We start from the raw sequence: 25695 nt of genomic DNA on the forward strand, positions 1-25695 counted from the left end.
GAATTGACATGACCACCATCACTCCTGAGAAGGCGCGGCTGCCCGAAGAATTGCGTCCGACTGAGAAGTCGCGTCGGCCCGCGTGGGCAACCCCGCGGACCGCGCGCCGTCTCGCCGTCAAGATTCTCTCGGCCGTCGCGGTTCTCATTGCTGCTGCCTCGCTTGCGTGGATTGCACAGTTACTCGTTCCCGGGGACCGGGCGGCCACGATCCTCAATCTTCGAACAGGTAACCCGCAGGCCTACTCCGCCGATCAGCTCGCGCCGGTGAAGCAGGAGTTCGGATTCGATGACCCGCTGTACGTGCAGTGGTTGCACTATGTCGGCGGCCTTTTCAAGGGCGATCTGGGTACGTCGTACACCCAGTACAAGCCGGTGACCGAGATCATCGGCGGCCAGATCGGCCCAAGTCTGGTGCTCACTGTTCTGGCGCTGGCCGTCGCGTGGGTCATCGCGGTCACGGTCAGCCTGCTGACCGTGAAGCGGGGCAAGGCAACGGCCAGTTTCGGATCGGCATTCGAGGCGTTGACGGCCAGCCTTCCCCAATATTGGGTCGGCATGATCCTGCTGGTGCTCTTCGCCGTCAAGATCCCGATTTTTCCCGTCATCGGCGGGTCGGGGGCCGCCGGCACCGTCCTTCCCGTTCTCACCCTGGCCATCCCGCTGAGCGGGTTCCTCGGTCAGGTGATCCGGGACGAGTTCGAGAAGGTCCTCGATCAGCCCTTCGTCACCACAGCCCGGACACGCGGGATGGGTGAGACTGCGGTACGGCTCACCCATGCGCTGCGCCACGCGGTGCTACCGGCGATCAGCCTGTCGGGCTGGGCGCTCGGTGCACTCATCTCTGGCGCAGTCATCGTCGAGAGCATCTTCAGCCGCCCGGGAATCGGCCAAGTCCTCGTCACTGCGGTCAGCAGCCGGGACGTCCCCACCGTGACCGGCATCGTCGTCGTGGTTGCCGCGATCTACATCGTGGCGAACCTGCTCGTCGACCTCGTCTACACCATCATCGACCCCAGGTTGCGTGACTCATGACCATCCTCACGGCACCCACCGGTGCGACCGTAAGCTCAAAGCGATTCGCGCTGCGTGGAATTCGTCCGAGCATCGCGCTGTCAGCAATATTCATCGGGCTCGTAGCGATCGCGGCGATCGCGCCCGGTGTCCTGGCTCCGTTCACCGCCACCGAGATCGACCTGAACGATGCCCTCGCCGCACCGTCGTGGCACCACCTCTTCGGCACCGATGAAGCCGGGCGGGACCTCTTTTCCCGCGTGGTCTACGGCACCCGGCTCTCACTGGGCATCGGGCTCGGGGCCACGGCCCTTGCCATGGGTCTGGCCATCCTGTTCGGCTTCGTGGCAGGGTTGGCCGGTGGTGTCGTGGATACGATCATCACCCGCATCCTCGAAGTCTTCTTCGCCTTCCCCTCGCTGCTTGCCGCACTATTGGTGGTCGCGGTGTTCGGTCCGTCGGTGACAACTTCGATCGTTGCCGTCGGCATCAGTTCCATGCCTGGCTACGCCCGCATGGTGCGTGGGCAAGTTCTCACCGTCCAGCAGTCCGGCTATATCGAGTCGGCTCACGCCCTGGGGCACAGTCGCTGGGGCGTGCTGACGCGTCACCTGTTTCCCAACGCGATGCGACCACTCGTCGCGGTCGTGACTCTCGGAATCGGCCAGTCGATTGTGTGGGCCTCGGCATTGGCCTTCCTCGGCCTTGGTGTTCCACCACCGAATCCTGAGTGGGGAGCGCTTCTCGACTCGGGCCGCAATTACATAACGACGAGTTGGTGGCTCGCGATCCTCCCCGGTCTGGTCATCGTGATCTTCGTCATCTCAGTCACCACCCTTGGTAGGGCTATCCAACAACGATTGGAAGGAGCGGGCAGATGACCGCAACCACTCTCCCCGTTGATCAGGTGATCTCGCCTGCGCATTCGGTCTCACCCAAAGATGCAGCGGCGCAAGGCCAAGGCCCGGTCCTCACCGTCAAAAACCTCCGGGTTTCCTTCGGCGACAGCGAAGTTGTCAAAGGGATCTCATTCAGCACAAGTCCAGGCCGGTGCCTGGCCATCGTCGGTGAATCCGGCTCAGGCAAGTCGGTCACGGCCCGCACCCTGGTAGGCCTCACGGGTGACGATGCGTGGGTCGAGGCCGACGAGATCACACTCGGCGACCGCGATCTCCTTCGGCAGAGCAAGCGCTCCTGGCGCGGTATCCGGGGTCGCGAAATCGGCTTCGTCCTCCAGGACGCCATGGTTTCCCTCGACCAGCTCCGCCGAGTCGGTGACGAGGTGGCCGAGCCACTCAAGGTGCACGGCTGGGGATCCAAGTCCGAGCGTCGGGCAAAGGCCATCGAACTGCTGCGTTCGGTGGGCGTCCCCGAACCGGAGGTCAAGGCGCGCCAACGACCGTACGAGCTGTCCGGTGGACTACGACAACGAGCCCTGATCGCCTCTGCGATCGCACTGGCCCCTCCACTCCTCATCGCGGATGAGCCGACCACTGCGTTGGATGTGACTATTCAGGCTCAAATCCTCGATCTCCTCGCCGAGACCAAACAGAGCGGCCAGGCAATCATCCTGATCAGTCACGATCTGTCCGTGGTGGCAAGGCTCGCCGACGACGTGGCCGTCATGAAGGACGGGGAGATCGTCGAGCAGGGAACGGTCGATGACGTGCTCCGCGAACCGAAACACGCCTACACCCGACAGCTCCTCGACGCTGTTCCTTCCACCCACACCCGAGGCACAAGGCTGGTCCGTCCGTCCAAGGACGAGGCAATCCTGCCCCGTGTCCGCAAACCCATCGAGAACGATCGGATCGTGCTCGAGGCCCGCCACTTGTCCAAGGTCTACCGCGGTCCGGACAAAGTCGACCGGACCGTTGTCGACGACGTCTCGTTCGAACTCTTCGGTGGCGAAACACTTGGCATCGTCGGCGAATCCGGCTCCGGAAAAACAACCACCGCGCGTATGGCCTTGGCGCTCGTCGAGTCCACCGCAGGCGACGTCTTCCTGCACGGCGAGCCATGGACAGCACTCACGTCAGACCGGCGACGACACCGGCGAAGCCAGATCGGCGTTGTCTACCAGGATCCGCTCAGTTCATTCGACCCTCGATGGCCGGTCGGTCGAATCCTGGCCGACGCCCTCTCGACCGGAAAACGGCCGCCCGCCGGCCGGACTGAGGCACTCGAGCGTAGCGTCCGTCTCCTCGAGCAGGTCGGATTGTCCGACCGTCATCTGTCGGCCTCGCCCTTGCGACTCTCAGGTGGTCAGCGGCAGCGCGTCGCGATCGCCCGGGCGTTGGCTCCGGAACCAAACGTGATCGTCTGCGATGAACCGGTTTCCGCTCTCGACGTCTCGATCCAGGCGCAGGTTCTCGATCTGCTCACCGACCTCCAGGACGAGTTGGGTGTGAGCTACCTGTTCATCTCCCACGATCTCGGCGTGATCCATCACATGAGTGACCGGATACTCGTGATGAAAGACGGCAAAGTCGTCGAATCAGGGTCGGCCGATGACGTCTTCGAACGTCCGAAACACGCTTACACTCAAGGGCTTCTGACCGCCCTCCCACGTCTAGGGGTTGCTCGATGACTACTGATGCTGACCTCGTCGAGCAGTTCGCTCCGGTTTACGCACGAATCGCCGATGGTGCCATCGGCCGAGAATCCGATCGCCGACTGCCTGCCGACGAGGTCGAATGGCTACGCGACGCCGGCTTCGGCAAGATCCGGGTACCGGTGGAATATGGGGGTCTGGGGGCAACGATCCCCCAATTCATCCGTCAGCTCATCGAACTCGGCCGAGCAGATTCCAACCTGCCTCAGCTGCTCCGTGGGCACTTCGGATTTGTGGAGTCCCGGTTGAGTCATCCCGACGCCGTGGTCCGAGAGCGATGGTTGCGGATAATCGCCGGGGGCGCACTGGTCGGAAACGCGCAGTCGGAGACCGGAAACAGATCGTTCTTGGAAAGTGCGACCACGGTTACCAAGGTGGACGACGGTTGGCGGTTGACCGGTAAGAAGTTCTACTCCACCGGGAGCCTGTTCGCCGACTGGATTCACACCTCGGCCAAGGTCGATTCTGTCCAAAGCGCAAATGTATTGGTGTCCACCAGTGCATCCGGCGTGGAGAGGATCGATGACTGGGACGGGTTCGGGCAACGTCTGACCGGCAGTGGGACCACGATATTCGAGGACGTGCTCATCCCGGACCAGGATGTCGAGCCCTATCCCACCGGCCACTTCACAGGAACGTACCTGCTGGCGTTCTTTCAGCTCATCCACCTGGCAACCCTTGCCGGAATCAGCAAAGCGGCAGTCGACGACATCGCACGATTCGTCAACCAGCGTGGGCGCAATCTGATGAATCCGGCTTACCCTGACCCCCAACAGGATCCACAAATCCAGCAGGTCGTCGGCAAGGCGGCCGGCGCCTCTTTCGCAGCGACTGCGACCACACTGGCCGTCTCAGACGCAGTCGGCGTCATTGCCGAAGCCGTTGCGGCACAGCAGGCAACACCCGAGCTCTTCGATGCAGCCGACCTGGCGGCATTCTCGGCCCAGACCGCTGTCATCGAGTTGGTGCTCGGCTTGACCAGTGAGGTATTCGAGGTCGGTGGGGCTTCGGCGGTGACCGAGCGATTCCGGCTCGATCGACACTGGCGCAATGCCCGGACACTGGCATCCCACAATCCGGCCATCTACCGCCAGACCATCGTTGGTGACCACGTGCTGAACGGCACGTCCCCGAGTTCGTCGATGACCAAGTCGTGGGAGGCAGTCCAGGATCATGCGGTCGCCGTCACCGCCGGCGCACCAGGTGCAACCGATGAGTGAACGCAGGCTCATCCTGGGCGCAGTTGTCATGAACAACGGATCACATGCGCTACACGGCCTGTGGCGTCTACCGGAGGCCGAAAAACAGCGAGAATTCGAGCGTCTGGACCACTGGATCGACTTCGCCCAGTCCTTGGAACGCGGACACTTCGATTTCCTCTTCTTTGCGGACATCATCGGCGCCTACGACGTTTATGGCGGCAGTTGGGAGGCATCGGTCAGGCACGGTACGCAGTTCCCGACCGGCGATCCGCTCATCCTGACAACCGCATTGGCCTCGCACACAACCAATCTCGGCTTCGTTGTCACCAGCTCGGTGTTCTACCAGAAGCCGTACGCGTTCGCCCGACAGCTGTCCACGCTCGACCATCTCAGTGATGGGCGAATCGCGTGGAACGTCGTCACCTCGGTGATCGAGAACGGTGCACGCAATGCCGGCCTCGACGGGCTGCCTGCGCATGACGATCGTTACGTCTGGGCCGAGGAGTTCCTCGACGTCACGTTGAAGCTCTGGGAGCGTAGTTGGGACGACGGTGCGCTCGTCAGGGATGTCGAGAGCGGTGTATTCGTCGACACCGACAAGATCCACGAGATCGGTCATGAGGGTAAGCAGTTCTCAGTTCAGGGTCCCCACCACGTGCCGCCTTCCCCTCAACGCACACCGGTCTTGCTCCAAGCGGGCGGGTCACCGGTCGGCCGGGACTTCGCTGCCGCGAATGCCGAATTGACCTTTGTCACCGCATCGTCGCCCGAAGCTGCCGCAGAACTGGTCGCGGACCTTCGTGCCCGGGCCAAGACCGCGGGCCGGGCGCCAGAGGACCTGAAGTTCTTTGCCGGACTCTCGATCGTTGTCGGCAGAACCGAGGACGAGGCTCGGCGCAAAGACGCGCGCTACCAGGAGTCGATCGACGACGAGGCGATGCTGGCGCAAATCAGCGGGCACCTGCATGTCGACTTCGCCTCGGTCGACTTGGACAAGCCGCTCGCGGACCTCTCCACCGACGGCATGCAAGGATTCCTCAAAGGCCTCAAAGAGTCAGTGCCAGAAGAGCAACGCGGACAGCTCACCTTCAGGGACCTTTTGCTCGGCAACAATCTCCTCAAGCGGATCGTCGGTGACCCGATACAGGTTGCCGACGAGATCGGGCGGTGGTACGACGCGGGTATCGACGGCATCGGACTCCTTGAGTTGGTCCGCCCGAACACCTTCGACGATTTCATCGAATTCGTTGTCCCCGTACTGCAAGACCGCGGACTGGTTCAGCGTGAATACGCCCCCGGGACCCTGCGGGAGAAACTTTTCGAGCGGGGACCGTTCCTGCCGGAAAGCCACCGCGCTCATCACCTTCCCATTACCGACAGCAGGAGCACCCAATGACCAACCGCCTCTTCTTCAATGCGTTTGTCATGAACACGACCAGCCACATCCACCACGGACAGTGGCGCAGGCCGGATGCGCAGCAAAGCAATTTCAACGACGTCGAAACCTGGATCGATCTCGCCAAGACCCTGGAAGCAGCCAAGTTCGACTCGATCTTTTTCGCTGATGTCTCAGGCCTGTACGGCGATTCCGAGGCCGACTATTCGGTGTACCTGCGCGAGGGTCTGCAGATTCCCAGCAACGATCCAACCGTGCTGGTCGCGGCACTGGCGACGCACACCAAGAACCTCGGACTCGCAGTGACGTCCAATGTGTTCCAACAGCATCCGACCAACTTTGCCCGCCAGCTCGCCACGCTGGACCACGTCAGCAAGGGGCGGATTGCCTGGAACATCGTGACCGGCACCCAGGACAACGGCTATCGCAACTTCGGATACGAGTCCCTGGAAGACCACGGCGAGCGTTACCGCTGGGCCGACGAATATGTCGACGTCGTCTACAAGCTCTGGGAGGGATCGTGGGATGACGATGCGCTGCTCGGCGACAAGGCCGGGAGTCTGCATGCGGATCCGTCCAAGGTGCACAAGATCTTTCATTCCGGTGAGCGCTACCGGGTCGAAGGACCATTCCTCCCCTCCCCCTCGCCGCAGCGCACCCCCGTCCTCTTCCAGGCCGGATCATCGGGCCCCGGCCGCGCCTTCGCGGCACGAAATGCCGAAGCAGTTTTCCTGGTGGCTCCGACGCCCGAGGTCGCGCGCCAACAGATCGAAGAGACCCGGGCATTGGCGGTGTCATTCGGTAGGAACCCCGATGACATCACCTTCCACCAAGGTCTCAGTTTTGTCGTCGGCGACACCGAGCACGAAGCGAACGAGAAGTTCGAGTACTACCAGCAGTTCGCGAGCTCCGACGGCTACGCCGCACACATGGCCATCGTCGACCCGGACGGGCGTGTCTACCCCGCCGACACGCCCCTGAGCGAAATCCAGACCAATACCATGCAAGGGTTCCTGGATTACGCGCGTCAGCACATCGTCGACCGAGAGCCCACCGTGGGGGACATGTCGCTCCAGCGACTGAAGGACACCGTCGTGGTGGGCACGCCGGAGCAGATCGCAGACGCACTGGAACTCTGGCAGGCGGCCGGTGTCGACGGCATCAACGTCATAAACTGGGTGATACCAGGGACTTTCGAGGAGTTCGCAGACAAGGTGTTGCCGGTGTTACGCGAGCGCGGCCTTGCCCAGAGTGATTACGCCGAGGGAACTCTGCGTAAGAAGCTCTTCGGAGCCGACCGTTTGAGCGATCGACACCCCGCCGCCGCCTACCGCGGAGCGTTCATCGACGGCCCAACCAACTGGGCGGAAGCTCACGAAAACTCACTCGCTCGCACGGTTGACGCGTGAGCGCGACCCCCGTCTTTCGACCGCGATCTGTTCTTGGATCAGCCGTATGAGCAGTTCAGACCTGGGACAGCCGCATCGAACCGGTGTCGAGGTAGCGCTGATGGAACGCGAAGGCCTCACCCAGTAGGTGGGGCGTCTGTCCCGCACCGGGCATAGCCTCGGCGCGCGACAGATAGTCGTGCAGCAACGGGCGGAACTCGGGGTGCGCGCAGTTGTCGATGATCAGTCGTGCCCGACGTCGCGGCGACAGGCCGCGCAGATCTGCCAAACCCTGCTCGGTGACAATCACCTGGGTGTCATGTTCGGTGTGGTCGATGTGCGGGACCATCGGGACGATTGCGGAGATGGCACCACCGCGAGCCGTCGACGGGCTCAGGAACATGGATACGTAGCCGTTGCGGGTGAAGTCGCCCGACCCGCCGATGCCGTTCATGATCTTCGTGCCCATGATGTGCGTCGAGTTCACGTTGCCGTAGATGTCGGCTTCGAGCATGCCGTTCATCGCAATGATGCCGAGACGACGGATCACCTCGGGATGGTTGCTGATCTCTTGCGAACGCAAGGTGATGCGAGTCCGATAGAAGTCGACGTTCGAGGTCAGCTCTTCCATGCCGGCTTCACTCAGGACCAGGGCCGTCGACGACGCATGGGCGACGGTTCCGTCCTTGATCAGACGCAGCATGCCGTCCTGAAGGACCTCGGAGTAACAGTTCAGACCTTTGTACGGCCCCCTGTCCAAGCCACCGAGCACTGCGTTGGCAACGTTTCCGATACCGGCCTGCAGCGGGAGGAGTGTGTCGGCAGGCAAGCGACCTGCGCGCACCTCGTAGTCGAGAAAATCCAGGACGTGGTCGGCGATGGCCTCACTGACGGCGTCGGGCGCGGTCACGGGGCTGGCACTGTCGCGGCAGTTGGTCTCGACGACCGCAACGACCTTGGACGGATCAACCCGGAATGTTGTCTGGCCGATGCGGTCCTCGACATGGGTGATCTCGAGGGGCTTGCGATTCGGCGGCAGCGCGGTGCCGTAATAGACGTCGTGCATGCCTTCCATCGCCTCGGGCACCCAGGAGTTGACCTCGAGGATGATCTTGTCTGCGACGTCGAGCCAGGTCTTGTTGTTGCCGATCGAGGCGGCGGGGATCAGTTCACCCGACTCGGTGATGCCTGCGATCTCGACGATGGCCACATCCACATTGCCGTAGTAGCCCTCCCACACCTGCTGCGCGACGTGCGAGAGGTGGATGTCGACGTAGTCCATGCGGCCATCGTTGATTCGTCCACGAGCCGTCACCTCCGCCTGGTACGGCATCCGCAGAGCGATTCCGTCGATTTCGCAGAGAACCTTCTCGGCCTCGGAGGACACGGAGGCGCCGGTCAGGAGGTTGATCGTGAATGTCGATCCTTGCCCGCGAGTGTGCTCGATGCGCGCCGCCAGGGCGGGGATGGTGACCTTGGGTGTGCCGGCACTGCCAAAACCACTGATGGCGACAGTCTCACCCGGATGAATGAACTTCACGGCGTCAGCCGCGGACATCACTTTCGGAGCAAACGCAGTGCTTCGAATTCGACCGGAGGTCGTGGGCTCCCCTGATGTGGTCACGGCAACAGAATAGGCACCACACTTCACGACGATCTGCCCAGATTCCTGCGACAGGACCAATGCGGCGTGATATAAGAAACCGGCCATCTACGATTGGAAATCTGCTCCAACTACCTGCGTTCGCTCCAGTTGCAACCACAGCGAACGCGAACAAGTCGAGCGGATATTGGATGCGGGGACACCCCCAACACCGCCGCCGAATGTGCCCGTGGTCACACGCTGGATGACTTTCCGGTTCGAACCGAGCAGCTTGGGGAACCCCACCAATCAATGGACACCTGAACCCGGGGTTCAACGTGTGAGCATCCTATCGATGCCATGGAGGGAGTGAGCATGACTGACGACAGCAGAGCTGAGCAAGCCCGCAAGGGCCTTTTCGACTCGGTCAAAGGCAAGGCAAAGGAAGTGGCCGGCGCTGTGACCGGCAACGATTCGCTGACAGCGGAGGGGCAGCTCGAGCAAACTCAGGCCCAGAAGCGCAAAGAAGCAAACGCCGAGGAGGCCCTGGCCAAAGCGGAAGCCGAGAAGGCTCAGCACGAAGCCGCCGAGGCCCGGGCTGAAAGCGCGCAGGAACGGGCCGAGGTGCAAGCCGAGACCGCGACGACCGAGCGGGTTGCCGAGACGGTGAAGCAGGCCCAGAAGGGTGCGGCCGCGCAGCAGGAGCAGCACAAGCTCACGGTCGAACAGACACAGGCCGAGCTCGAAGCCAAGGCCAAACAACAGCAAGCGCGAGCGCAGGAGCGGGTCGAGGTCGCCGAGACCGCAAATGATGTTGTCGATGCAGTCGACGAACACAAGGAATCGGTGGCGGAGGCCGACCGCGCCCGGGCGGAGGCCGAACGGTTGCGACGTCAGGCAGACGGCCTCACCGATCAAGCCGACCTTCCGTAGAGCGACCACACACAAGTTGAGGAGAGTGCAGATGAACATCACCGAAATACCGTTGGTTGTGCTACGTACGCAGTACCGGATCGCCCGAATCCCGTTGCAGCTCATCGAGGATAGAGTCGTGTCGCGACTGGATTCGGAGGCGGCCGCCCGGCTTCTGTTCGAACGCTCGTTGGGTGTTCTCGACTCGACCGTCGGGAATCTTCTGGGGGATCCATTGATCGAAAAACGCGGATCCGCGCTCACCAAACGGAGCGAAGCCCTCGGTCGCGCAGCGCAATTGGAGGCCGAAGCCGAGCGCAAGCGTCAGCAGGCCGCCGCTACATTGAAGGCCAAGGCCGACAACGCCGTCGAAGACCGGAAGGTGGCACGCGAAACCACGCAGGCAGAGATCAATGAGGCGGCACGGCAGGCGGAAGAAGACAAACGAACCGCCGCTGAGAAAGCTCGGCAACGGACCGCTGAGGCCGAGCGACAGGCCGACGAACTCGCTGCCAAGCGCAAACAAGAGGCCGAAGCCGCCAAGCGGGATGAGCAGGCCAAGATCAATGCGGCTGAACTGAAAGCGACCGCTGACGCTGCAGCAAAAGCAAAGGAAGCAGCAGCCAAGCGGGACGCCGCGGCAACCAAACGCGACCAGGCCGATCACATCGAGAAACTCGCCGACGCCGAAAAAGACAAGCGCAAGGCTGACCGCGCGGACAACAAAAACTGACCGCACAGCGACTTTCGGTCAATCGGGTTGCGGCTGCACGAACAGCGCGTCAGCCACCGCACACACCACGCCGCCGTGGGAGAGGGTTCCGGTGACGAACGTCTTCCGGCCTTCGATTCTGTCTATCGCCGCGTCCACGCGCAGTTCCTGGTGGACCGGTGTGGCACTGCGATAGTCAACCTTCAAATACGCAGTACGCGAACCGAATAGTCCTTTGCGGCCGACGAACATGCCGAGGAGGTCATCGAAGAGCATCGTGACCACACCGCCATGCACGGCACCTCCCCCACCCATGTGCGCGTAGCTGAACGTGACGGATCCGAGGAGCGTCGTGTCCGACGTATCGTGTGCGCGGTACGGGACAAACACCGGATGCCCGATCCCCCGCATTGCGAGCTCCCGGGCGGGCCGATCATCTTCTGGACGAACCTCGAAGTCCTTCAACCACGCAGTCACATCTTCAAGCGCGGCGGCCGCTGCCAGTGCCACCTCTGCCGACGGCGCGACCACACAAAGCGTTTGCTGCAGTTCGCGAAATGCGTCCATCAACTCCACGAATGGGCTCAACTCAGCGGACGGCGCGCCGATCACCCGCCCATTCTCGATACCTGTCATCTCCGACTATGTTCCTTCGTTGAGCACGGCAAAACCATTGAAACCGCAGACACCTCGACGGTCGGACGATCCGTCGCCGGGCAGTATTGAAAACCCCTGTCCGAGTGAATGATTATTCCATTGACAATAACTGAACAACCTCCGCACGTCGCCGGGCGCCGGGCTCATCGCGCGACAACCGACCTCGAGCGGTCGGAGAGACAGGTCGGGGCGATCGCAGCGACATGCGGGTGAGAGGACAGACTCATGAAGTCTGTTCCTCGCGATAGAGCACCAGGTGCTCGTGGTACAACACACCATCGCGAACATCCCCGGTCGCGGTGAATCCGGTGTCGTCGCGATAGTCCAGATGTGCGCCGATCACGGTAAACGTACCCGTGTAAGCGCTGGGAGTGTTGCCTCGCGCCTCGTCGTAGCGCCCGTTCGGTAACAATTCCTGACGTATGTATCCGTCTGCCGTAACCCACATTCCGACGACGTCGAGGTCTGACGTCGATGTGCTGCTCATGCCACTCCCATCCGTGAATCCATATCTTTCTCGTTCCCTCCCACCTGCCGACATCCGGTTGAGGTGGTTCGAGAATATGGCGAATCCTGCAATTGAGCGTGGGTGCATTGCACCCACGCTCAATTGCGAATCCGGACTCAGTTGGGTTCGATCAACCCGGCGCGGGGATGCTCGCCGATTGCGGCCGATACGTGACCTCGGGGTATCCGATGACAGGGTCGATGGAGACGGACGCCCGGACCTGATACACCTTTTCCACCAGCTCGGCGGTGATCACCTCGGCGGGGGTGCCGACGGCCACAACCCGCCCGTGGTCGAGGACCATCACCCGATCGCAGAACATCGCCGCCAGATTGAGATCGTGCAACGCGATGTAGCTGGTGAGCGGGAGTTCGGCCACCAAGGCCAGGATGTCGAGCTGATGCCGGATGTCGAGGTGGTTGGTCGGCTCGTCCAGCAACAATTCGTCCGGCTCCTGGGCGAGAGCCCGCGCAATCTGAGCGCGCTGACGTTCACCGCCGGAAAGGCTGTGCCACAGTCGATTCGCCTTCGACGTCATCGCGGTGCGCTTGAGCGCCAACTCGACGGCCACATCATCTGCGGACTCATCACCACCGAACACTCCACGGTGCGGAATGCGGCCGAGCCGCACGATGTCGAGGACAGTGATGTCGACCTCGGTATCGGAGTGCTGATCCACCGTTGCCACCCGGCGGGCGATCTGACGTCGCCGCAGGTTCCTGATCTCGATGTCGTCGAGGAGAACGCGGCCCACATCCGGATGCGCGACGCCGCTGAGCACCCGCAGCAGTGACGACTTTCCGGAGCCGTTCGGGCCGAGCAAACCGATGGTCTCACCCTTCACGGGGTCGATGGACACTCCATCGAGCACCAACTGCCCGCCTCGGCTCCATTCAATGTTTTTGGCAGACAGGGTCATTGGCTCGACCTCATCCGGACGAGGATGAGCGCGAACGCCGGAACACCGATCAGGGCCGTTACGACACCGACCGGAACTTCCTGGGGCGCAAAAACAGTGCGGGCCAGCGTATCAACCCACACCATGAAGGTCGCGCCGACCACCGCAGCGGTGGGCAGCAGCCGACTGTGCCGGGGGCCGACGAGGAACCGGGCGGCGTGCGGTAATACGAGACCGACGAAACCGATCGCCCCGGCGGCACTCACCAGGGTTGCGGTGACAAGTGCCGTGATGCCGAGCAGCAGCACCCGGACCCAGCGCACCGAGATGCCGAGGGACGCAGCAGCTGTGTTACCGAAGGTGAAGGCATCCAGCGCTGCCGACTGCGTCAGGCATACCAGGAGGCCGATCAGGGTGACCGTGCCACACAGCATGACATTGGTCCAGTCGGCACCGGACAGCGAACCGAGGAGCCAGAACAGCACACCGCGGGTTTGCTCGGCGTCGGCCGAGGAGATCACGATGAATGACGTCAAGGCCGAAAACAGTTGTGTACAGGCCACTCCGGCCAGCACCACCCGGGACATTCCGCCGCCGGCGCCGAGGGCCAGCAGCATCACAAGGGCGAAGGAGAGAACCGCCCCGAGGAACGCGCCCACCGACAGCGACACCGCTCCGGCGCCCAGTCCGAGAACAACGATCACCACTGCGCCCGTGGACGCCCCGGACGAGATGCCGAGGACAAACGGGTCGGCGAGCGGATTGCGCAGCAAAGACTGCATGATCGTCCCGCACAGCGCCAGGCCGGCACCGCAGACGGCCGCGAGCAGTGTGCGCGGGAGGCGAAGCTCCCACACGATGCCGTCCTTGATCCTGCTCACCCCCGAATTGCCGAGACCGAGGTGATCGAGCACCACCGCGTATACGTCGCCTACGGACAGGTTGGCGGGTCCGATGGTGATGACGATGGCGATGGACACGGCCAGCACCACGAGACCGACCAACAGGAGGATCCCGAGCACCGGTCGGGAATCGGTCCGTGCCGGTCGGACTTCGCGGTGGGTGCTGACCGCGGTCAGCGCGACAGTCCCCACTGCTCGAGCGCGGCCGCGGTCTTCTCCGCACCGTCGATGGTGCGGATCGACGGGTTCAGATCGGCACCGTTGAGCACAATGTACCGCTTGTCGCGAACGGCGGTGAGCCGCTGGGTAACCGGGTTCGATTCGAGGAATGCGATCTTGCTGTCGAGGGCGTCGCCGTCGATGCTGCGCCGGCTGAGGTCGGCGAGCACGAGGGCGGTGGGGTCCCGGTCGAGGATGCTCTCCCAGCTGACCTGAGGCCATTCGTTGGTGGTGTCGGCGAATATGTTCTCGGCGCCAACAGAATTGGTGATGATGCCCGACGAACCGCAGCATCCGGCCATATAGGGAGTCTTGGTGTCGGCGAACCAGTACGCCAACGACACACCCGCGGCGTCCACCGATCCCGTTGCCGCCTCGAACCGTTGCTGCAGTTCGGCGATAAACGCCTCACCGCGGTCACGGACGTCGAAAATGGCTGCGAGGTCCCGGATCTCCTTGTAGACGGTGTCGATGCGCAGGGGGTCGGTGCGGGCACCGTCGGCATTCACGCTCGCGTCGGTCTTGCCGTCGCAGTCTGTGGGCGAGAGGTAGTTGGGCACACCGAGCTTGTCGAACTGGTCGCGGTCGGCGACGCCACCTTGTCCGAGTGTGCCACCGAAAGATGCTGAGACGAAGTCGGGTTCGGTGTCGAGGACCACCTCGAAGGACGGATTGTTGTCCGCCAGGCGCGGCACGCGGGAGTTGTCGTCGGCAAGGTTCTCACGAACAGGATCGGTCCAGGTGGCGGTGCCGACCATCCGATCTGCGAGCCCGAGCGAGAGCAGGATCTCGGTGGACCCCTGGTTCAGCGACACCGCGCGCTGCGGCGGTGCGTCGATGGTGACGGTATGACCGCAGTTCTCGATGGTCAGCGGAAAGGCGGACCCGTCTGAAATCGTCTCCGACACCGGTTCATCCATCGTCGACGAACATGCCGAGAGGAGCAGGGCCGAGGTGATCATAAGGGCGGTGGCACCAATGTGCCGCCAAGATGTGCGCATGAAGCGGTACTCCTACATCAGGGCCCAGTCGCGGAGCCGAGGAACTTCTAGACCGATCGGTGAGTAACCGGACTCCGACCCCATTCGAGGTCGTTACCGTTGCGCGTCAGTCCCGGATTCACACCGGGTTCCCTCGCTGATCGTGGCCGCATGGACGGCCTCGGCAACCATATACGGCAGTGACATGCCGGCCGTCAGGCACCTCCGCCGCGGGCCTGTCCACTCCTCGATCGGGCGGCCGTATCTCAGCTCGATCAATGGAAAGTGATGACAATTGGGAACACTTGTCTCCGAACCGGTTCGAAGCCTTCCGCATCGTCGGAGTCCACCGGGTCACCTGGTGGGGGCGTGCACAACCATGACCGGGCAGAAAGCGGTGTGGAGAATGGCCTGACTGACCGAGCCGAGGAGCAGTCCGCGAAACCCGCCGCGGCCGCGGCTTCCCACCACGATGAGTTGAGCGTCACGGGCTGTGTCGACGAGGTACGGCGCGGGGGCCTGGGCCGCGATGCGCGTTTCGACCGCAACGTCGGGATGGTCCTCGCGGTGGCCGGCCATCAGTACGCCGAGGCGCTCGGCGGCTTCATCGTGGACCTGCTGACTGACCTCGGGGTGTCCGTCGTTCCCGCCACTGGAGAATCCTGGATCGGCATGCACCACGATCAGCGAGGTGTTCAGTTCGTCGGCTTGGATGAAGGCGTGGGTCAATGCTGCTTGCGAGTTGGGAGAGCCGTCGACGCCTGCCACCACCGGGCCGGCTGTGGGAGGTCGACGGGGGACCACGACGACGGGGCAGTCGGCGTGGGCGGAGACGTCGGTGCTGACAGACCCGAGCAGCAGGCCGGTGACTCCGCCCATCCCCCGACTGCCGACCACCACCATGTGCGCTGAGCTGGAGATCTCGCGTAATACGAGCGCGGGTTTACCGTCGAACACCTGTCCCCCGACTGCGACGTCGGGATTGGCTGCTTTGACCGTACCGACAGCGATGTCCACGATGCGCTGGGCGTCGTCGTGGAGGGTGTCGATGATGTCTTGGGTCATCACCACGCCCGGCGCGTAGCCCGCCACGATGGTTCCGACCGCCGTGACGACCCGCAACGTCCGACCTTCACGTTCAGCGGCGGCAACAGCCCACGTCAGCGCGTTTTGCCCGTGCTCAGAGCCATCGACTGCCACTACTATTGGCGCGTTCACCGTAGCCATTGCCTGTCCCCTTTGCAGCTGAGATCGTCCAACATGTCCAGTCACTCCACGATCGCCGATCTGGTCGCCGGTTGCAGGCGAACCGCAAACCAAACATCGAAACGTGTCCAGCTCGCTCTGAGCCGATACGAGCGTTGTCCAACCGCTGGTCGACCAGCGGTCTCGAACAAGGACTGCCGCGCGCACGTGTCATGCCACTGATCCAGTGCGACGACGGGCCGATATCCGTTCTGCGCGTGGAGAAAACAGATGTCCGGTTCCTCCAGTAGCCTCGGACTCACCAGCTCATCAAGGGAGACAACACGTGATGTTTGCTCGCACTACGACCGGGACGATCTCGGGATTCATCGCGGGCGCCCTGCTCGTCAACACTGTCCCGCACACGGTCAAAGGAATAACCGGCCAGAGGTTTCCCACCCCGTTCGCGAAACCGCCGGGAGTCGGGCTGTCCTCCCCCATCGAGAATGTCGGATGGGGCGCGATCAACTTCGCTGTCGGCAGCGCGTTGCTGCGCCGGCGTCCCAGAACTGCCCGGGATGAGACCGCCGTAGTCGCAGGCGGAGTTGCGATGGCTTTCTTTCTTGCGCACTACTTCGGTGGCCTCAACCTCGGCAATGAAGAACCAGCCGACAGCATTGCGGTGTAGCCACCTCAAATGAGGCGATCGGACGCAGGCGCCGATCTACAGCGGCTCCCCCACCTAGGGTGGGGCGATGGACGGTCAAAACCCCCGGCCCATCAGGTTCGCCCCTGCACGCGTGTGGCTACGCAGACAAACGACCGGGGTTCGCAGGCGTCTCGTGCTCGTGGCATCGGTGCTCGTCGCGTTCGCGCTGGCCGTCGGCGCGGCTGCGATGCTGCTCATCTTGCGCCAAACGTTGCTGGAAGCCGCCGACCGGGCAACCGAAGCCAAGGCCCAAGAGGTGATAGCTGTCCTGCGCGGCAACACGGTGGATGATGTGGATCGCTCGTTGCCGGCGACTTCGGACGTGGTCGACCTGATCCAGATCGTCGACTCGAGCGGGCATGTACTGGCCACGAGCAAACCGGAGGATCCAGAATCTGCACTGCAGCCGTCTATTCCGCAACCGGGCGAGCAGAGATCATTCGGTGATGTCCGACTCGACGGCGGCAACACCGAGTACCGAGGCGTGGCTGTCGGCGTCTCGACCGCGCAAGGCGATGTCGGCGTGGAGGTCGCCGCGTCTGAAGGCCGCGCGAGGAAAGTCGTGGTCTTCGTCTTCGTTCTCCTGTGCGCGTTCTTCCCGTTTGTACTCGCGCTGGTGGTGTGGCTTGTGTATGTGTTGGTCGGCCGGACACTCAAGCCGGTCGAGAAGATCCGCCGCGAAGCCTCGCAAATCTCGACGACCGACCTCAGCGCTCGGATAACGGTCGACGAATCCGGAGACGAGATCGCCGCACTCGCCGACACGATGAATTCGATGATCGACCGCCTTGAAAACAGTTACTCGCGGCAGCTGCAGTTTGTGGGAGACGCCTCGCACGAGTTACGCAGCCCCCTGGTGACGTTGGTCGGCATCGTCGACCTGGCAATCAAGACCGGTGAGCCAATCGATGTTGCGACAGCGGATCAGATCCTCAAACCGGAGGTCACCCGCTTGCGCGATCTGGTCACCGACTTGTTATTCCTGGCCGGCGCTGACGAACAGGGTCTGCGACTGAAGAGCGTTGGCGTCGACCTCGATGAGGTGGTGGACGAAGGTGTCCGGCGAAGCGAACTGGCGCATGCCATCTCGATCCGGACAACCCTGGTGCCCGCGCGTGTGGCCGGTGACCCACAACGACTTTCGTCCATGCTTCGCAACGTCCTTGACAACGCCATTCGTTACGCGTCCACGCAGGTGGAGGTGCGGATGGTTGTCGACGAGCACCGGCGAACCGTGCGAGTCGAGATCTCCGACGATGGCCCCGGCATTCCAGATGAGCTAAGGGAACGGATCTTTGACCGGTTCGTGCGGCTCGACATGGACAGGGACCGCGGCGGCGGTACGGGCTTGGGCCTGGCGATCGTCCACGAAGTGGTGCGTGCTCACGGTGGACGCGTATACGTAACCGACCCGATGCTCGGAGGGGCAACAATCGTCATCGAACTCCCACTCGGCTCGCCACTCTAGCCACCATCGTCACGCAGACGGTATCCGACGCCTCGCACCGTTTCGATTGATGCACGACCGAACGGAAGGTCGATCCGTTTGCGGAGGTATCCGATATAGACCTCGATTATGTTCTCATCTCCGTGATAGTTGACGTCCCACACCGATCCCATGATCTGGGTCTTTGACACTGCGGTTCCCTTGTGGCGCAGCAGAAACTCCAGTACAGAAAATTCCTTGGGGGTGAGTTCGATCGTCGTAACCCCGCGTTGCACAACATGAGAGGCCGGGTCGACGGACAGGTCGCCTGCCGCGAGAACCGCGGGTCGTTCCGGCGACCCACGTCTGAGCAGCGCCCGCAACCGCGCATTGAGCACCACGAACGAAAACGGTTTGATCAAGTAGTCATCGGCGCCCAGATCGAACGCGTCAGCCTGGTCGTACTCACCATCTTTCGCGGTCAGCATGAGCACGGGGGTCCACACATCTTGTTCACGCAGAGCGCGAATCACCTGATATCCGTTCAATTTCGGCAACATGACGTCGAGGACAATCGCGGCGTATCCACGCGTCTGAGCCATGTGCAAACCGTCGAGACCGTTGTGCGCCACGTCCACAGCCCAACCATCAGCACGCAGACGACGCCGAATCGTCTCAGCGCCGTTGATGTCGTCCTCGACGACGAGCACTTTCATGCGGCCAACCGTACCCACCTCGCGCCGTACTCAGCGTTACTTCAGCACCCTCCGCCTAACGTCTGCCGCATGGACTCCATCAACGGCTTACCGCTCCACCCGCTGTTGGTGCATTTCGTGGTCGTTCTCCTTCCGCTGGCAGCGATCTGCGCGGCGCTCGGCGTGGTGTGGCCCGCCGCGCGACGAAAACTCGGGGTCATCACACCCGTGCTGGCCCTTGTCGCACTCGTCCTCGTACCGCTGACCACCAGCGCGGGCGAAGCGCTCGAGCAAAAGGTCCCGCCGAATTCGCTGATTGAGAAGCACGCCGAACTGGGAGATCAAGCACTGATATGGGCGGCGCCCTTATTCGTGTTCGCTGTCATCTGGTGGGCGCTGCACCTCGACTGGACAGTGTCGCGCCTCGAGAGGTTGCGAACACGCGCCCGCACCGGAATAACTCTGCTCGCCGGTTTCGCGTTGCTCATCTTCGCGATTGGTTCAATCGTGATGGTCTACCGGATCGGCGACAGTGGTGCACGGGCAGTGTGGCATGGGACGCGCTGATCCCTTATCGAGGGCGACGACGATCTGGGCCTCGTGACGGACGGGAGGAAGTCCCGCTGAACATTCATCACGGCCATGTCTGATCGCCGGATGGCCCGTCAAAGCCCGAGAATGCGAAAAAGTTGCACCTCCGGAGTTTGATTGGGTCCACATGTGGGCTCGAATGCCCGCGGCACACCATCGGAGGGCAAATCCCCGGTTTCGGCCCCAGCGCGTGACAATGACACATCCAGATGCAGTGCACGGATGCGCGAGCCTCGTCAGGTCACGCGGTCGATCGAGTTGAGGAAACGAGTATCAATGTGGAAGGCGAAAGCAACGGATTCGCCTGGTCCCCTCTCGGGACTTGCCGGACTACTCGACAGCAGCTGACCATCGGCAACCTGATTCGCCCACTGCGCTCTCAGCGCGGTGGGCGAATCATGTTGCGACAAAATCTGATCGTGGTTATCTATCGACCACTTCGAGTAGCTGCATCATGCCGTGGTCCTCGTGGAACAGGATGTGGCAGTGCATGACGAACTGGCCGGTGAAGTCCTCGAAACGGTGCCGGATGGTCAGGCTACCGAACGGCGGGAGCATTGCTGTGTCCCGGTAGTGCTGCTGGTCGACAGGCTCGTCATTGATCGCAATAACTTGAAAATCGTTGACGTGTATGTGAATTGGGTGAGGTTCGTACGTCCGATTGATGAAGTGCCACTCTTCGGTGTCACCAAGTGTCATGGTCTCGTTGACCACGTGGTGATCGAACGTGGTGCCGTTGATGAAATACATGAAGTGCTCGATGTCGCCGGTACCGCGCGGCTCCATCTCTTCGAAGACGAACTCGCGTCTGCGATCGATGACGGCGTCGCGAAGGTCGTCGAAGGGCAGCAGTGCAGTGGGAACGGGTTCGGGACTCTGCCGGTCACCTTGCGACACCAACGTGAGCAAGGGCATCGGGGCCGGAACCATCGATGAATAGAAGGGGCCGAACTCTTCCCAGCTCAGTGACTGCAGTTGGTATGTTCCCTCATCGGCTCCCCCGATGAGCACATCTGCCCGTCCCCCTGGGACCACCTCGATGACGTCCCGTGTCTCAACGGAGGTCAGTGCATCGCCATCGATGGCGATCACGTGCATGGGATGTCCGTCGAGCTGCAGTCGCAGGAACAAAGAACTCGCGTTGATGATTCGCCAACGCTGCACTTCCCCCGGCGCGATCTCGGTGGTCGGCTGGAACGTGCCGTTGACCAACGTCTGCTGCAGGTTGTTCGAGCTCTTGTCACCCGGAACCATCTGACCGTCGGCGATTTCAGTCTGACTCAGCACGAGAAGCCGCTCGGGTCTACCCGCGACGCCCGGAAGTTCGTCGAGCTCACCACGCACGATCAGGGCGCCGAACAAACCGCCGAAAACCTGTGTGTCACTGAGCGTGTGCTGATGCGAGTGATACCAGAACGTTCCGGCCGAGTGGTCCGACGGGAGATCATAGGCATAGTCAAACGTTTCGCCCGGCTCCACGGCCAGCAAGACATCGTCGCTCGGCTGTTTCGGCGAGACATGCCACCCATGGGTGTGCAGATTGGTCGGTTCGCCGATCTCATTGATCAAGGAGACCTCGATGCGATCGCCTGGACGCACATCCAGTGTCGGTCCCGGATAGGTGCCCTCATACGTGACCGCCTGAACCTTCCCACCGCCCAAGGCCACATCGGAATCCCGAACGCGCAGCTGAGTCCTCAGCGTACCGTTCTCACTCGCTCGGACATTCGGCTCGAACCAGGTCGCGCCGCCCGAGGCGGCATTGCCCGAGGCGCACGCAGTCAGCAACGGGGCCCCGAGTAGTGGCAGACCGATCAGTGCGGCGCTGCCGGTGAGAAACCGGCGTCGGCTGACCGAGCCGGCCTGGGACGTGGCATCAGCCATCGTTGGACTCCTTGGTGACGGTGACAGTGCGAGAGGCCGGCAGGATTCCCGGCGCTGTCCACTCGATATCGATGGTGCGCGAAGTCGTTCCGTCGCAGGCGAAGACGACTGCTGCTCCGATGCCGGTCGGTCCGCCCGCCGGAACCTGATATGGCAGGCTGTCCTGAATCCCGACCGGCAGTGCCTGACCGTCCAGAGACATCGTTACCTCCGTCGCCGACGGCGCACTCCAGCCGACCGTCACAACCACTCGGGCCGGTACATCCTTCAGACACACAAAGTTTGGCAAGACCGTGAAGTCGTTGACCGCCAGCACCCCACCAGGGTCGGTGGCTGGGACCGACGATGTCGCGGCCGGTGTGGTCCGGGTCGGAACCGGTTTCAACCCGTCGCGGCTTCCAGACCCGGAATCGGTGCATCCACTCACCATGAGTGTCAACGCCACGGCACTGAGCGCCACACCAACGCCTGACTTCCGAAGTTGGCCGATCGCACATTCACGAGACACTTGCAACCGACCACAGCGTCGAGCAGGTCATATCTACGTCCATTTCGGGTCTTGCGCGGGCCTGGATCTCCGCACACCGGGTTCAGTACAGCTACAAAGTGCGTATTTTTTGCAATTGCCTTGCGGCATTGCCATCGAGCACCGTCATGGTTGACCGGAGCGCAGAGCGTCGATCCGGCGAACGACCGCTGTGGCGCCGATCTGTGCTGCCTGCGCGCGAACCCGCGCCACCTGCTTCTGATCGAGAGCACCTTGGGCGGCATCGATTCGTAGTCCGAGATAGTTCGATTCGGCTTCCCATCCACCGAATCCACGGTCAGCATGGGCTTGTTGTGCATCAGCGACGTGGTAACCGGCCCGAGGGAGATCACCGAAACCCAGGGCCAGGTGCGCTAGATGGTGGTGCACCACGCCATAGAGGCTGGCCCATGTCAGGACCGTGCAGTCGGCATGATCTACGAGACGCTGATATAGCTGTTCACACAGCTCCGCCGCGGACAGGTCGGCTGCTGCCCTGGCGATGAGGGTCACCGTGGACAGCCACATGGGGTCGACCGGAATGCCGGCGATACGCTCTGGGGTGTACCACTCCAGGAGTTCGGCTGCGCCGTCGCGCTCACCGATGTCGAGGAGGGCAGCGGCCAACGCCGGTCGCAACGTGTGATTCGTATCGAAATGAGCACGCATCAGGGCGGATTGGTCCACCACTTCCTGCAGACTCCCTCGGAGTGTCCCCAGAGCCGTCAACGCCGGAAGCAGCCTGCCGTAATAGCCGGTATCGACCGGTGACGGCGGAATCGCGCGAATCTGAATCAGTTGCTCCTGCGCCTGGCCCAGACGACCGGCAGCCAGATCCACACCGAGTCGGCCATACTTGACCAGCCAATCCAGTTCGGGATCACCATCGATGTGCGCGTCGGTGATCGTGTCGAGAGCAGATCGAGCCCCGATCAGATCGCCCTCTTCGAGCCGGGCCCGCGACAGCCACACCACGGTGGTCACATCAGGCAACGCGCCGGCATGTGAATCGACCAAGCTGTTCAACTCGCGCAGAGCTGCGGTGGTCATGCTGTGGCTGTGCGGAATCCGCAATCCGATGAGCGCGGCAACGCATACGTTGGCGAGTAGCGGACCATCTCCGAGCCGGCGGGCGATGCCGGCCGCCTGCTCGAGCATTCTGTCGCGGTCAGATCGGCTGTCGTCCCACGCATGCTCGATAACCAGCTGGGACAACAGAGTTGCGAAGTCGGCAGAGGAATCTTGGCCGGTCTGGGCCATATCCGTGCAGATTGCATCGATGACGTCCACGCGTTCGTTGTCGACCTCGTAGCGCTGCACGAATTCGATCCCCCGTCGCCCACTGGCCAGCACTGCATCGACCTGGAGCGCACGATCACCCAGGCGGCGGGCCATCGCCACCGCTGCCAACGCGGCCGCGCGGGCGCCTGGATCGCGGAGCGCGCGGCGGGCACGTCCGATCCCGATCAGCATCCGACAATGGCGGTCACTGTCCTCACCGTCCGGGACTTGTTCCGCGGCATAGGTGTAGTGCGCCAGCGCATCCTCATAGGCCCCGAGGGCGAAAGCCTGGTCTCCGGCCTGCCGCGCGAACACAGCTGCGCGATGTCGGTCAGTGGTCAGTCCGCGGCTCAGATGGTAGGAAACACGCGCGTAGTCTTCAGGCTCGGTGTGAATCCCCCGTTGAGCCAACGCATGTCCAACGCGCGAATGCAGCGTTGCGCGCTTTCCCGGCGAGATGTCCGAGTACACCACTTCCTGAACCAATGGGTGCCGCAGCGCGACAGTGTCATCAATGGTGCCGGACAAGTACATTCCCCGACTACTGGCCAGCGCACGTTGCCTGGACTCGACGAGGGTCGCCAGGCGTGTGTGAAGGAGTTCGTCGAGTGCTTCAGAGAACTCAGCATCATCGACAATGGTGTCAGCGGCCAGGCGCAAGACTGAACGAGAAGCCGACATTCCGATCACCACGCACAACCGCAGCACATCTTGTGCGGCAGAACCCAGACCATGTTCGGCGCGACGCACGAACTCGACCACCGACGTCGGTAGCGTTGAGCTGTTGTTTGCCGGACCGGCGGCAAACAGCGAAGTCACGAACAAAGGATGCCCATTCGTACGCGCGTGCAATTCCGCCGGGTCCAAGTTTGATCCCAGGGTCGAGGCCAACTCCCGAACGTCGTCGACGGTGAACTCGCTCAATGCGATCCGGTGCACCCCACCTAACCGGGTAGCGGTATTGAGCGTCGTATTGAGATCCGGATCATCCAAAGCATGCGTGCGGGCGGTGAGTACAAAACACACGGGCCGAGTCGAACACGCCTGCAGCAGATAGCGAAGGAGCGAATGCGTTGCACTCGACGCCCAATGCAGATCATCGATGAAAAGGAGAGTTGGAACTGATCGTGTCGGAGCAGTGAGCCACTGGTGGACTGCAGTCACCATCTGTGACCGATCATCGCCGGCAGATTCCACTGGAGCGAGATCATCGAATCTGCGTGCCACATGCGGAATCAACCGCAAAATGTCAGAGCCATTCTCACTCAACCACCGCCGCGCCTGCGCAACTCCCATCGCGTCGAGTTCGCGGCCGGCAGCCTCCACGAACGGCTCGAATGCGATGATCGCGTCCTCGCTGCACCGACCGAAGAGAACGTCGTAGTGCATGGCTTGTGCGCGATCGATCGCTTCGGAAATGAGGGTGGTCTTGCCCAGTCCGGCATCACCGGTGACAACTACGCACTGGCCCACACCACCGGCGGCCTTTTCCCACGCGGAGGCGATGATGCCGAGTTCACGGTCGAGGCTCACCAGGACTTTGGAGCAGCCCCCACTGTCAGGACCGTCGAATGACTCTCCAGGCGCAGTTGTGACAGAAGCAGTCTCGGTCCTCAATGCTTCAAGAAACAGTTGTTCAGTCTCCGGAGAGGGATCGACGCCCAGTTCACGCGACAGGATATCCCGACACCGTGCCGCCACATCCAGGGCTTGTCCTCGATCACCGAGACGGAGGTAGCCGCGCATCGCGAGCCGGTACGCGCGCTCTCGTAGCGGATCAAGATTGATCAACAACTCCGCACACGACACGGAGCGATCCAATGCATCGAGTTCGTACGAGCTCTGGCCGTCGATATCCAAAGCCTGCAGACGAAGTTGCTCACACTCGGTTCTGACCGCATCCGCCCAGTCCCCCGTGACACCACGCAGCACCGGGCCGGCAAGGAGCCGATGTGCAGCCTGCGCGAGGTCTGCCCGCACCCAGTTGGTCTCATCGTCGCTGTGGCACACGGTCCGGATTGACTCCAGATCAACTCGGACCGATTCCGGAAGTACAAACTGGATATGACCACGACGCGATCGCATACAGTCGCCTGGCACATTCGCCGCTTCCAGAGTTGCACGCACCTTGGAAATCACCGTGCGTACCGTGGAGTTCCACGACTGTGGCCTGATATTCGGCCACAGGATCGACCCGATTTCGTCGAGCGGAATGTCACGTTGCCTGTTGACCGTCAAGTACGCGAGTGTCTCGGAACAGCGCGGACCTCCGATAATTTGGGGATCAACCACGCGGTCATCACATCGAACTGAGATCTCTCCGATCAGTTGAATGGTCACACGGTCCGACGCGGGCATAAGTACTATGTTTGCATAAGAAAACCAAATCGGAGCAAAAGACGGCCGCTTGAAAAG

The 25695-nt window shown here is 62.3% G+C and carries 22 protein-coding genes and 1 riboswitch; of the genes, 11 read left to right on the forward strand and 11 right to left on the reverse strand.

Going from position 1 to position 25695, the window contains the following annotated elements; translation table 11 throughout:
- Positions 1-8 precede the first annotated feature (8 nt).
- Genes AC1TPF_RS14395 through AC1TPF_RS14420 form a run of 6 tightly spaced genes read left to right on the forward strand, consistent with a single transcriptional unit; the run spans position 9 to position 7634 of the window.
- Positions 9-1034 (forward strand): ABC transporter permease, encoded by a 1026-nt coding sequence (locus tag AC1TPF_RS14395; protein WP_482144511.1) that lies wholly within the window; start codon positions 9-11, stop codon positions 1032-1034.
- Complete coding sequence (locus AC1TPF_RS14400; RefSeq protein WP_482137940.1) at positions 1031-1894, forward strand: ABC transporter permease; 864 nt, start codon at positions 1031-1033, stop codon at positions 1892-1894. Before AC1TPF_RS14395 ends, AC1TPF_RS14400 begins: the two co-directional genes overlap by 4 nt.
- Positions 1891-3603, forward strand: a complete 1713-nt coding sequence (locus tag AC1TPF_RS14405; protein WP_482144512.1) for a dipeptide ABC transporter ATP-binding protein — start codon at positions 1891-1893, stop codon at positions 3601-3603. Before AC1TPF_RS14400 ends, AC1TPF_RS14405 begins: the two co-directional genes overlap by 4 nt.
- The gene (locus tag AC1TPF_RS14410; RefSeq protein WP_482137937.1) at positions 3600-4847 is read left to right on the forward strand and encodes an acyl-CoA dehydrogenase family protein; all 1248 of its coding nucleotides are present in this window, start codon (positions 3600-3602) and stop codon (positions 4845-4847) included. The genes AC1TPF_RS14405 and AC1TPF_RS14410 overlap by 4 nt, the downstream gene beginning before the upstream one ends.
- On the forward strand, positions 4840-6225 hold the full coding sequence (locus AC1TPF_RS14415; RefSeq protein ID WP_482144513.1) for an LLM class flavin-dependent oxidoreductase: 1386 nt from the start codon (positions 4840-4842) through the stop codon (positions 6223-6225). The genes AC1TPF_RS14410 and AC1TPF_RS14415 overlap by 8 nt, the downstream gene beginning before the upstream one ends.
- The gene (locus AC1TPF_RS14420) at positions 6222-7634 is read left to right on the forward strand and encodes an NtaA/DmoA family FMN-dependent monooxygenase (RefSeq protein ID WP_482137933.1); all 1413 of its coding nucleotides are present in this window, start codon (positions 6222-6224) and stop codon (positions 7632-7634) included. The genes AC1TPF_RS14415 and AC1TPF_RS14420 overlap by 4 nt, the downstream gene beginning before the upstream one ends.
- Positions 7635-7689: 55 nt before the next feature.
- Here AC1TPF_RS14420 and AC1TPF_RS14425 read toward each other — a convergent pair whose 3' ends face one another.
- The gene (locus tag AC1TPF_RS14425) at positions 7690-9237 is read right to left on the reverse strand and encodes an acetyl-CoA hydrolase/transferase family protein (protein WP_482137931.1); all 1548 of its coding nucleotides are present in this window, start codon (positions 9235-9237) and stop codon (positions 7690-7692) included.
- Positions 9238-9570: 333 nt separating this feature from the next.
- On the opposite strand from AC1TPF_RS14425, the gene AC1TPF_RS14430 reads away from it, so the two are divergent.
- Positions 9571-10128 carry a CsbD family protein gene (locus tag AC1TPF_RS14430; protein ID WP_482137929.1) on the forward strand — a complete coding sequence of 186 codons (558 nt, stop codon included), beginning with the start codon at positions 9571-9573 and terminating at the stop codon, positions 10126-10128.
- Positions 10129-10159: 31 nt separating this feature from the next.
- Positions 10160-10840 (forward strand): IF2 family translation initiation factor, encoded by a 681-nt coding sequence (locus AC1TPF_RS14435; protein ID WP_482137927.1) that lies wholly within the window; start codon positions 10160-10162, stop codon positions 10838-10840.
- An 18-nt stretch (positions 10841-10858) separates the two neighbouring features.
- On the opposite strand, the gene AC1TPF_RS14440 is transcribed toward AC1TPF_RS14435, so the two are convergent.
- From AC1TPF_RS14440 to AC1TPF_RS14465, 6 genes are all read right to left on the reverse strand, one after another.
- Complete coding sequence (locus AC1TPF_RS14440; protein WP_482144514.1) at positions 10859-11455, reverse strand: hotdog domain-containing protein; 597 nt, start codon at positions 11453-11455, stop codon at positions 10859-10861.
- Between the two features lie 244 nt (positions 11456-11699).
- Positions 11700-11963, reverse strand: coding sequence for an Atu4866 domain-containing protein (locus tag AC1TPF_RS14445; RefSeq protein ID WP_482137924.1), 264 nt, complete (start codon positions 11961-11963; stop codon positions 11700-11702).
- A 151-nt stretch (positions 11964-12114) separates the two neighbouring features.
- Positions 12115-12903, reverse strand: coding sequence for an ABC transporter ATP-binding protein (locus AC1TPF_RS14450; RefSeq protein WP_482137922.1), 789 nt, complete (start codon positions 12901-12903; stop codon positions 12115-12117).
- A complete protein-coding gene (locus AC1TPF_RS14455; protein WP_482144715.1) occupies positions 12900-13904 on the reverse strand; it encodes a FecCD family ABC transporter permease in 1005 nt (334 codons plus the stop codon). Before AC1TPF_RS14455 ends, AC1TPF_RS14450 begins: the two co-directional genes overlap by 4 nt.
- A gap of 53 nt (positions 13905-13957) precedes the next feature.
- Positions 13958-14923 (reverse strand): ABC transporter substrate-binding protein, encoded by a 966-nt coding sequence (locus tag AC1TPF_RS14460; protein ID WP_482144716.1) that lies wholly within the window; start codon positions 14921-14923, stop codon positions 13958-13960.
- Positions 14924-15045: 122 nt separating this feature from the next.
- Positions 15046-15191, reverse strand: a riboswitch (cobalamin riboswitch).
- 146 nt (positions 15192-15337) lie between these two features.
- The gene (locus AC1TPF_RS14465; RefSeq protein ID WP_482137920.1) at positions 15338-16210 is read right to left on the reverse strand and encodes a universal stress protein; all 873 of its coding nucleotides are present in this window, start codon (positions 16208-16210) and stop codon (positions 15338-15340) included.
- Positions 16211-16517: 307 nt separating this feature from the next.
- Here AC1TPF_RS14465 and AC1TPF_RS14470 point away from each other — a divergent pair, with 307 nt between their 5' ends.
- Both AC1TPF_RS14470 and AC1TPF_RS14475 read left to right on the forward strand, forming a co-directional pair.
- A complete protein-coding gene (locus tag AC1TPF_RS14470; RefSeq protein WP_482137919.1) occupies positions 16518-16856 on the forward strand; it encodes a hypothetical protein in 339 nt (112 codons plus the stop codon).
- Positions 16857-16923: 67 nt separating this feature from the next.
- A complete protein-coding gene (locus tag AC1TPF_RS14475) occupies positions 16924-18345 on the forward strand; it encodes a sensor histidine kinase (protein ID WP_482144515.1) in 1422 nt (473 codons plus the stop codon).
- Here AC1TPF_RS14475 and AC1TPF_RS14480 read toward each other — a convergent pair.
- On the reverse strand, positions 18342-19019 hold the full coding sequence (locus AC1TPF_RS14480; protein ID WP_482137915.1) for a response regulator transcription factor: 678 nt from the start codon (positions 19017-19019) through the stop codon (positions 18342-18344). The two genes, AC1TPF_RS14475 and AC1TPF_RS14480, sit on opposite strands and share 4 nt — an antisense overlap.
- Before the next feature lie 69 nt (positions 19020-19088).
- Here AC1TPF_RS14480 and AC1TPF_RS14485 point away from each other — a divergent pair, with 69 nt between their 5' ends.
- Positions 19089-19565, forward strand: a complete 477-nt coding sequence (locus AC1TPF_RS14485; RefSeq protein ID WP_482144516.1) for a DUF2231 domain-containing protein — start codon at positions 19089-19091, stop codon at positions 19563-19565.
- A gap of 447 nt (positions 19566-20012) precedes the next feature.
- On the opposite strand, the gene AC1TPF_RS14490 is transcribed toward AC1TPF_RS14485, so the two are convergent.
- The 3 genes from AC1TPF_RS14490 to AC1TPF_RS14500 form a co-directional block, all read right to left on the reverse strand.
- On the reverse strand, positions 20013-21473 hold the full coding sequence (locus AC1TPF_RS14490; RefSeq protein WP_482144517.1) for a multicopper oxidase family protein: 1461 nt from the start codon (positions 21471-21473) through the stop codon (positions 20013-20015).
- The gene (locus AC1TPF_RS14495) at positions 21466-21675 is read right to left on the reverse strand and encodes a hypothetical protein (RefSeq protein ID WP_482144518.1); all 210 of its coding nucleotides are present in this window, start codon (positions 21673-21675) and stop codon (positions 21466-21468) included. The genes AC1TPF_RS14490 and AC1TPF_RS14495 overlap by 8 nt, the downstream gene beginning before the upstream one ends.
- A gap of 450 nt (positions 21676-22125) precedes the next feature.
- On the reverse strand, positions 22126-25365 hold the full coding sequence (locus AC1TPF_RS14500; RefSeq protein ID WP_482144519.1) for an ATP-binding protein: 3240 nt from the start codon (positions 25363-25365) through the stop codon (positions 22126-22128).
- Between the last annotated feature and the right edge of the window lie 330 nt (positions 25366-25695).

The sequence above is a fragment of the Williamsia sp. Y853 genome (genome assembly GCF_056786495.1).

Excerpts from the sequence above, each read along its gene's own strand:
- AC1TPF_RS14395 (WP_482144511.1), top strand. The coding sequence starts at position 9 with ATGACCACCATCACTCCTGAGAAGGCGCGGCTGCCCGAAGAATTGCGT.
- AC1TPF_RS14400 (WP_482137940.1), top strand. The coding sequence starts at position 1,031 with ATGACCATCCTCACGGCACCCACCGGTGCGACCGTAAGCTCAAAGCGA.
- AC1TPF_RS14405 (WP_482144512.1), top strand. The coding sequence starts at position 1,891 with ATGACCGCAACCACTCTCCCCGTTGATCAGGTGATCTCGCCTGCGCAT.
- AC1TPF_RS14410 (WP_482137937.1), top strand. The coding sequence starts at position 3,600 with ATGACTACTGATGCTGACCTCGTCGAGCAGTTCGCTCCGGTTTACGCA.
- AC1TPF_RS14415 (WP_482144513.1), top strand. The coding sequence starts at position 4,840 with ATGAGTGAACGCAGGCTCATCCTGGGCGCAGTTGTCATGAACAACGGA.
- AC1TPF_RS14420 (WP_482137933.1), top strand. The coding sequence starts at position 6,222 with ATGACCAACCGCCTCTTCTTCAATGCGTTTGTCATGAACACGACCAGC.
- AC1TPF_RS14430 (WP_482137929.1), top strand. The coding sequence starts at position 9,571 with ATGACTGACGACAGCAGAGCTGAGCAAGCCCGCAAGGGCCTTTTCGAC.
- AC1TPF_RS14435 (WP_482137927.1), top strand. The coding sequence starts at position 10,160 with ATGAACATCACCGAAATACCGTTGGTTGTGCTACGTACGCAGTACCGG.
- AC1TPF_RS14440 (WP_482144514.1), bottom strand. The coding sequence starts at position 11,455 with ATGACAGGTATCGAGAATGGGCGGGTGATCGGCGCGCCGTCCGCTGAG.
- AC1TPF_RS14445 (WP_482137924.1), bottom strand. The coding sequence starts at position 11,963 with ATGAGCAGCACATCGACGTCAGACCTCGACGTCGTCGGAATGTGGGTT.
- AC1TPF_RS14450 (WP_482137922.1), bottom strand. The coding sequence starts at position 12,903 with ATGACCCTGTCTGCCAAAAACATTGAATGGAGCCGAGGCGGGCAGTTG.
- AC1TPF_RS14460 (WP_482144716.1), bottom strand. The coding sequence starts at position 14,923 with ATGGATGAACCGGTGTCGGAGACGATTTCAGACGGGTCCGCCTTTCCG.
- AC1TPF_RS14465 (WP_482137920.1), bottom strand. The coding sequence starts at position 16,210 with ATGGCTACGGTGAACGCGCCAATAGTAGTGGCAGTCGATGGCTCTGAG.
- AC1TPF_RS14470 (WP_482137919.1), top strand. The coding sequence starts at position 16,518 with ATGTTTGCTCGCACTACGACCGGGACGATCTCGGGATTCATCGCGGGC.
- AC1TPF_RS14475 (WP_482144515.1), top strand. The coding sequence starts at position 16,924 with ATGGACGGTCAAAACCCCCGGCCCATCAGGTTCGCCCCTGCACGCGTG.
- AC1TPF_RS14480 (WP_482137915.1), bottom strand. The coding sequence starts at position 19,019 with ATGAAAGTGCTCGTCGTCGAGGACGACATCAACGGCGCTGAGACGATT.
- AC1TPF_RS14485 (WP_482144516.1), top strand. The coding sequence starts at position 19,089 with ATGGACTCCATCAACGGCTTACCGCTCCACCCGCTGTTGGTGCATTTC.
- AC1TPF_RS14490 (WP_482144517.1), bottom strand. The coding sequence starts at position 21,473 with ATGGCTGATGCCACGTCCCAGGCCGGCTCGGTCAGCCGACGCCGGTTT.
- AC1TPF_RS14495 (WP_482144518.1), bottom strand. The coding sequence starts at position 21,675 with ATGTCTCTGGACGGTCAGGCACTGCCGGTCGGGATTCAGGACAGCCTG.
- AC1TPF_RS14500 (WP_482144519.1), bottom strand. The coding sequence starts at position 25,365 with ATGCGATCGCGTCGTGGTCATATCCAGTTTGTACTTCCGGAATCGGTC.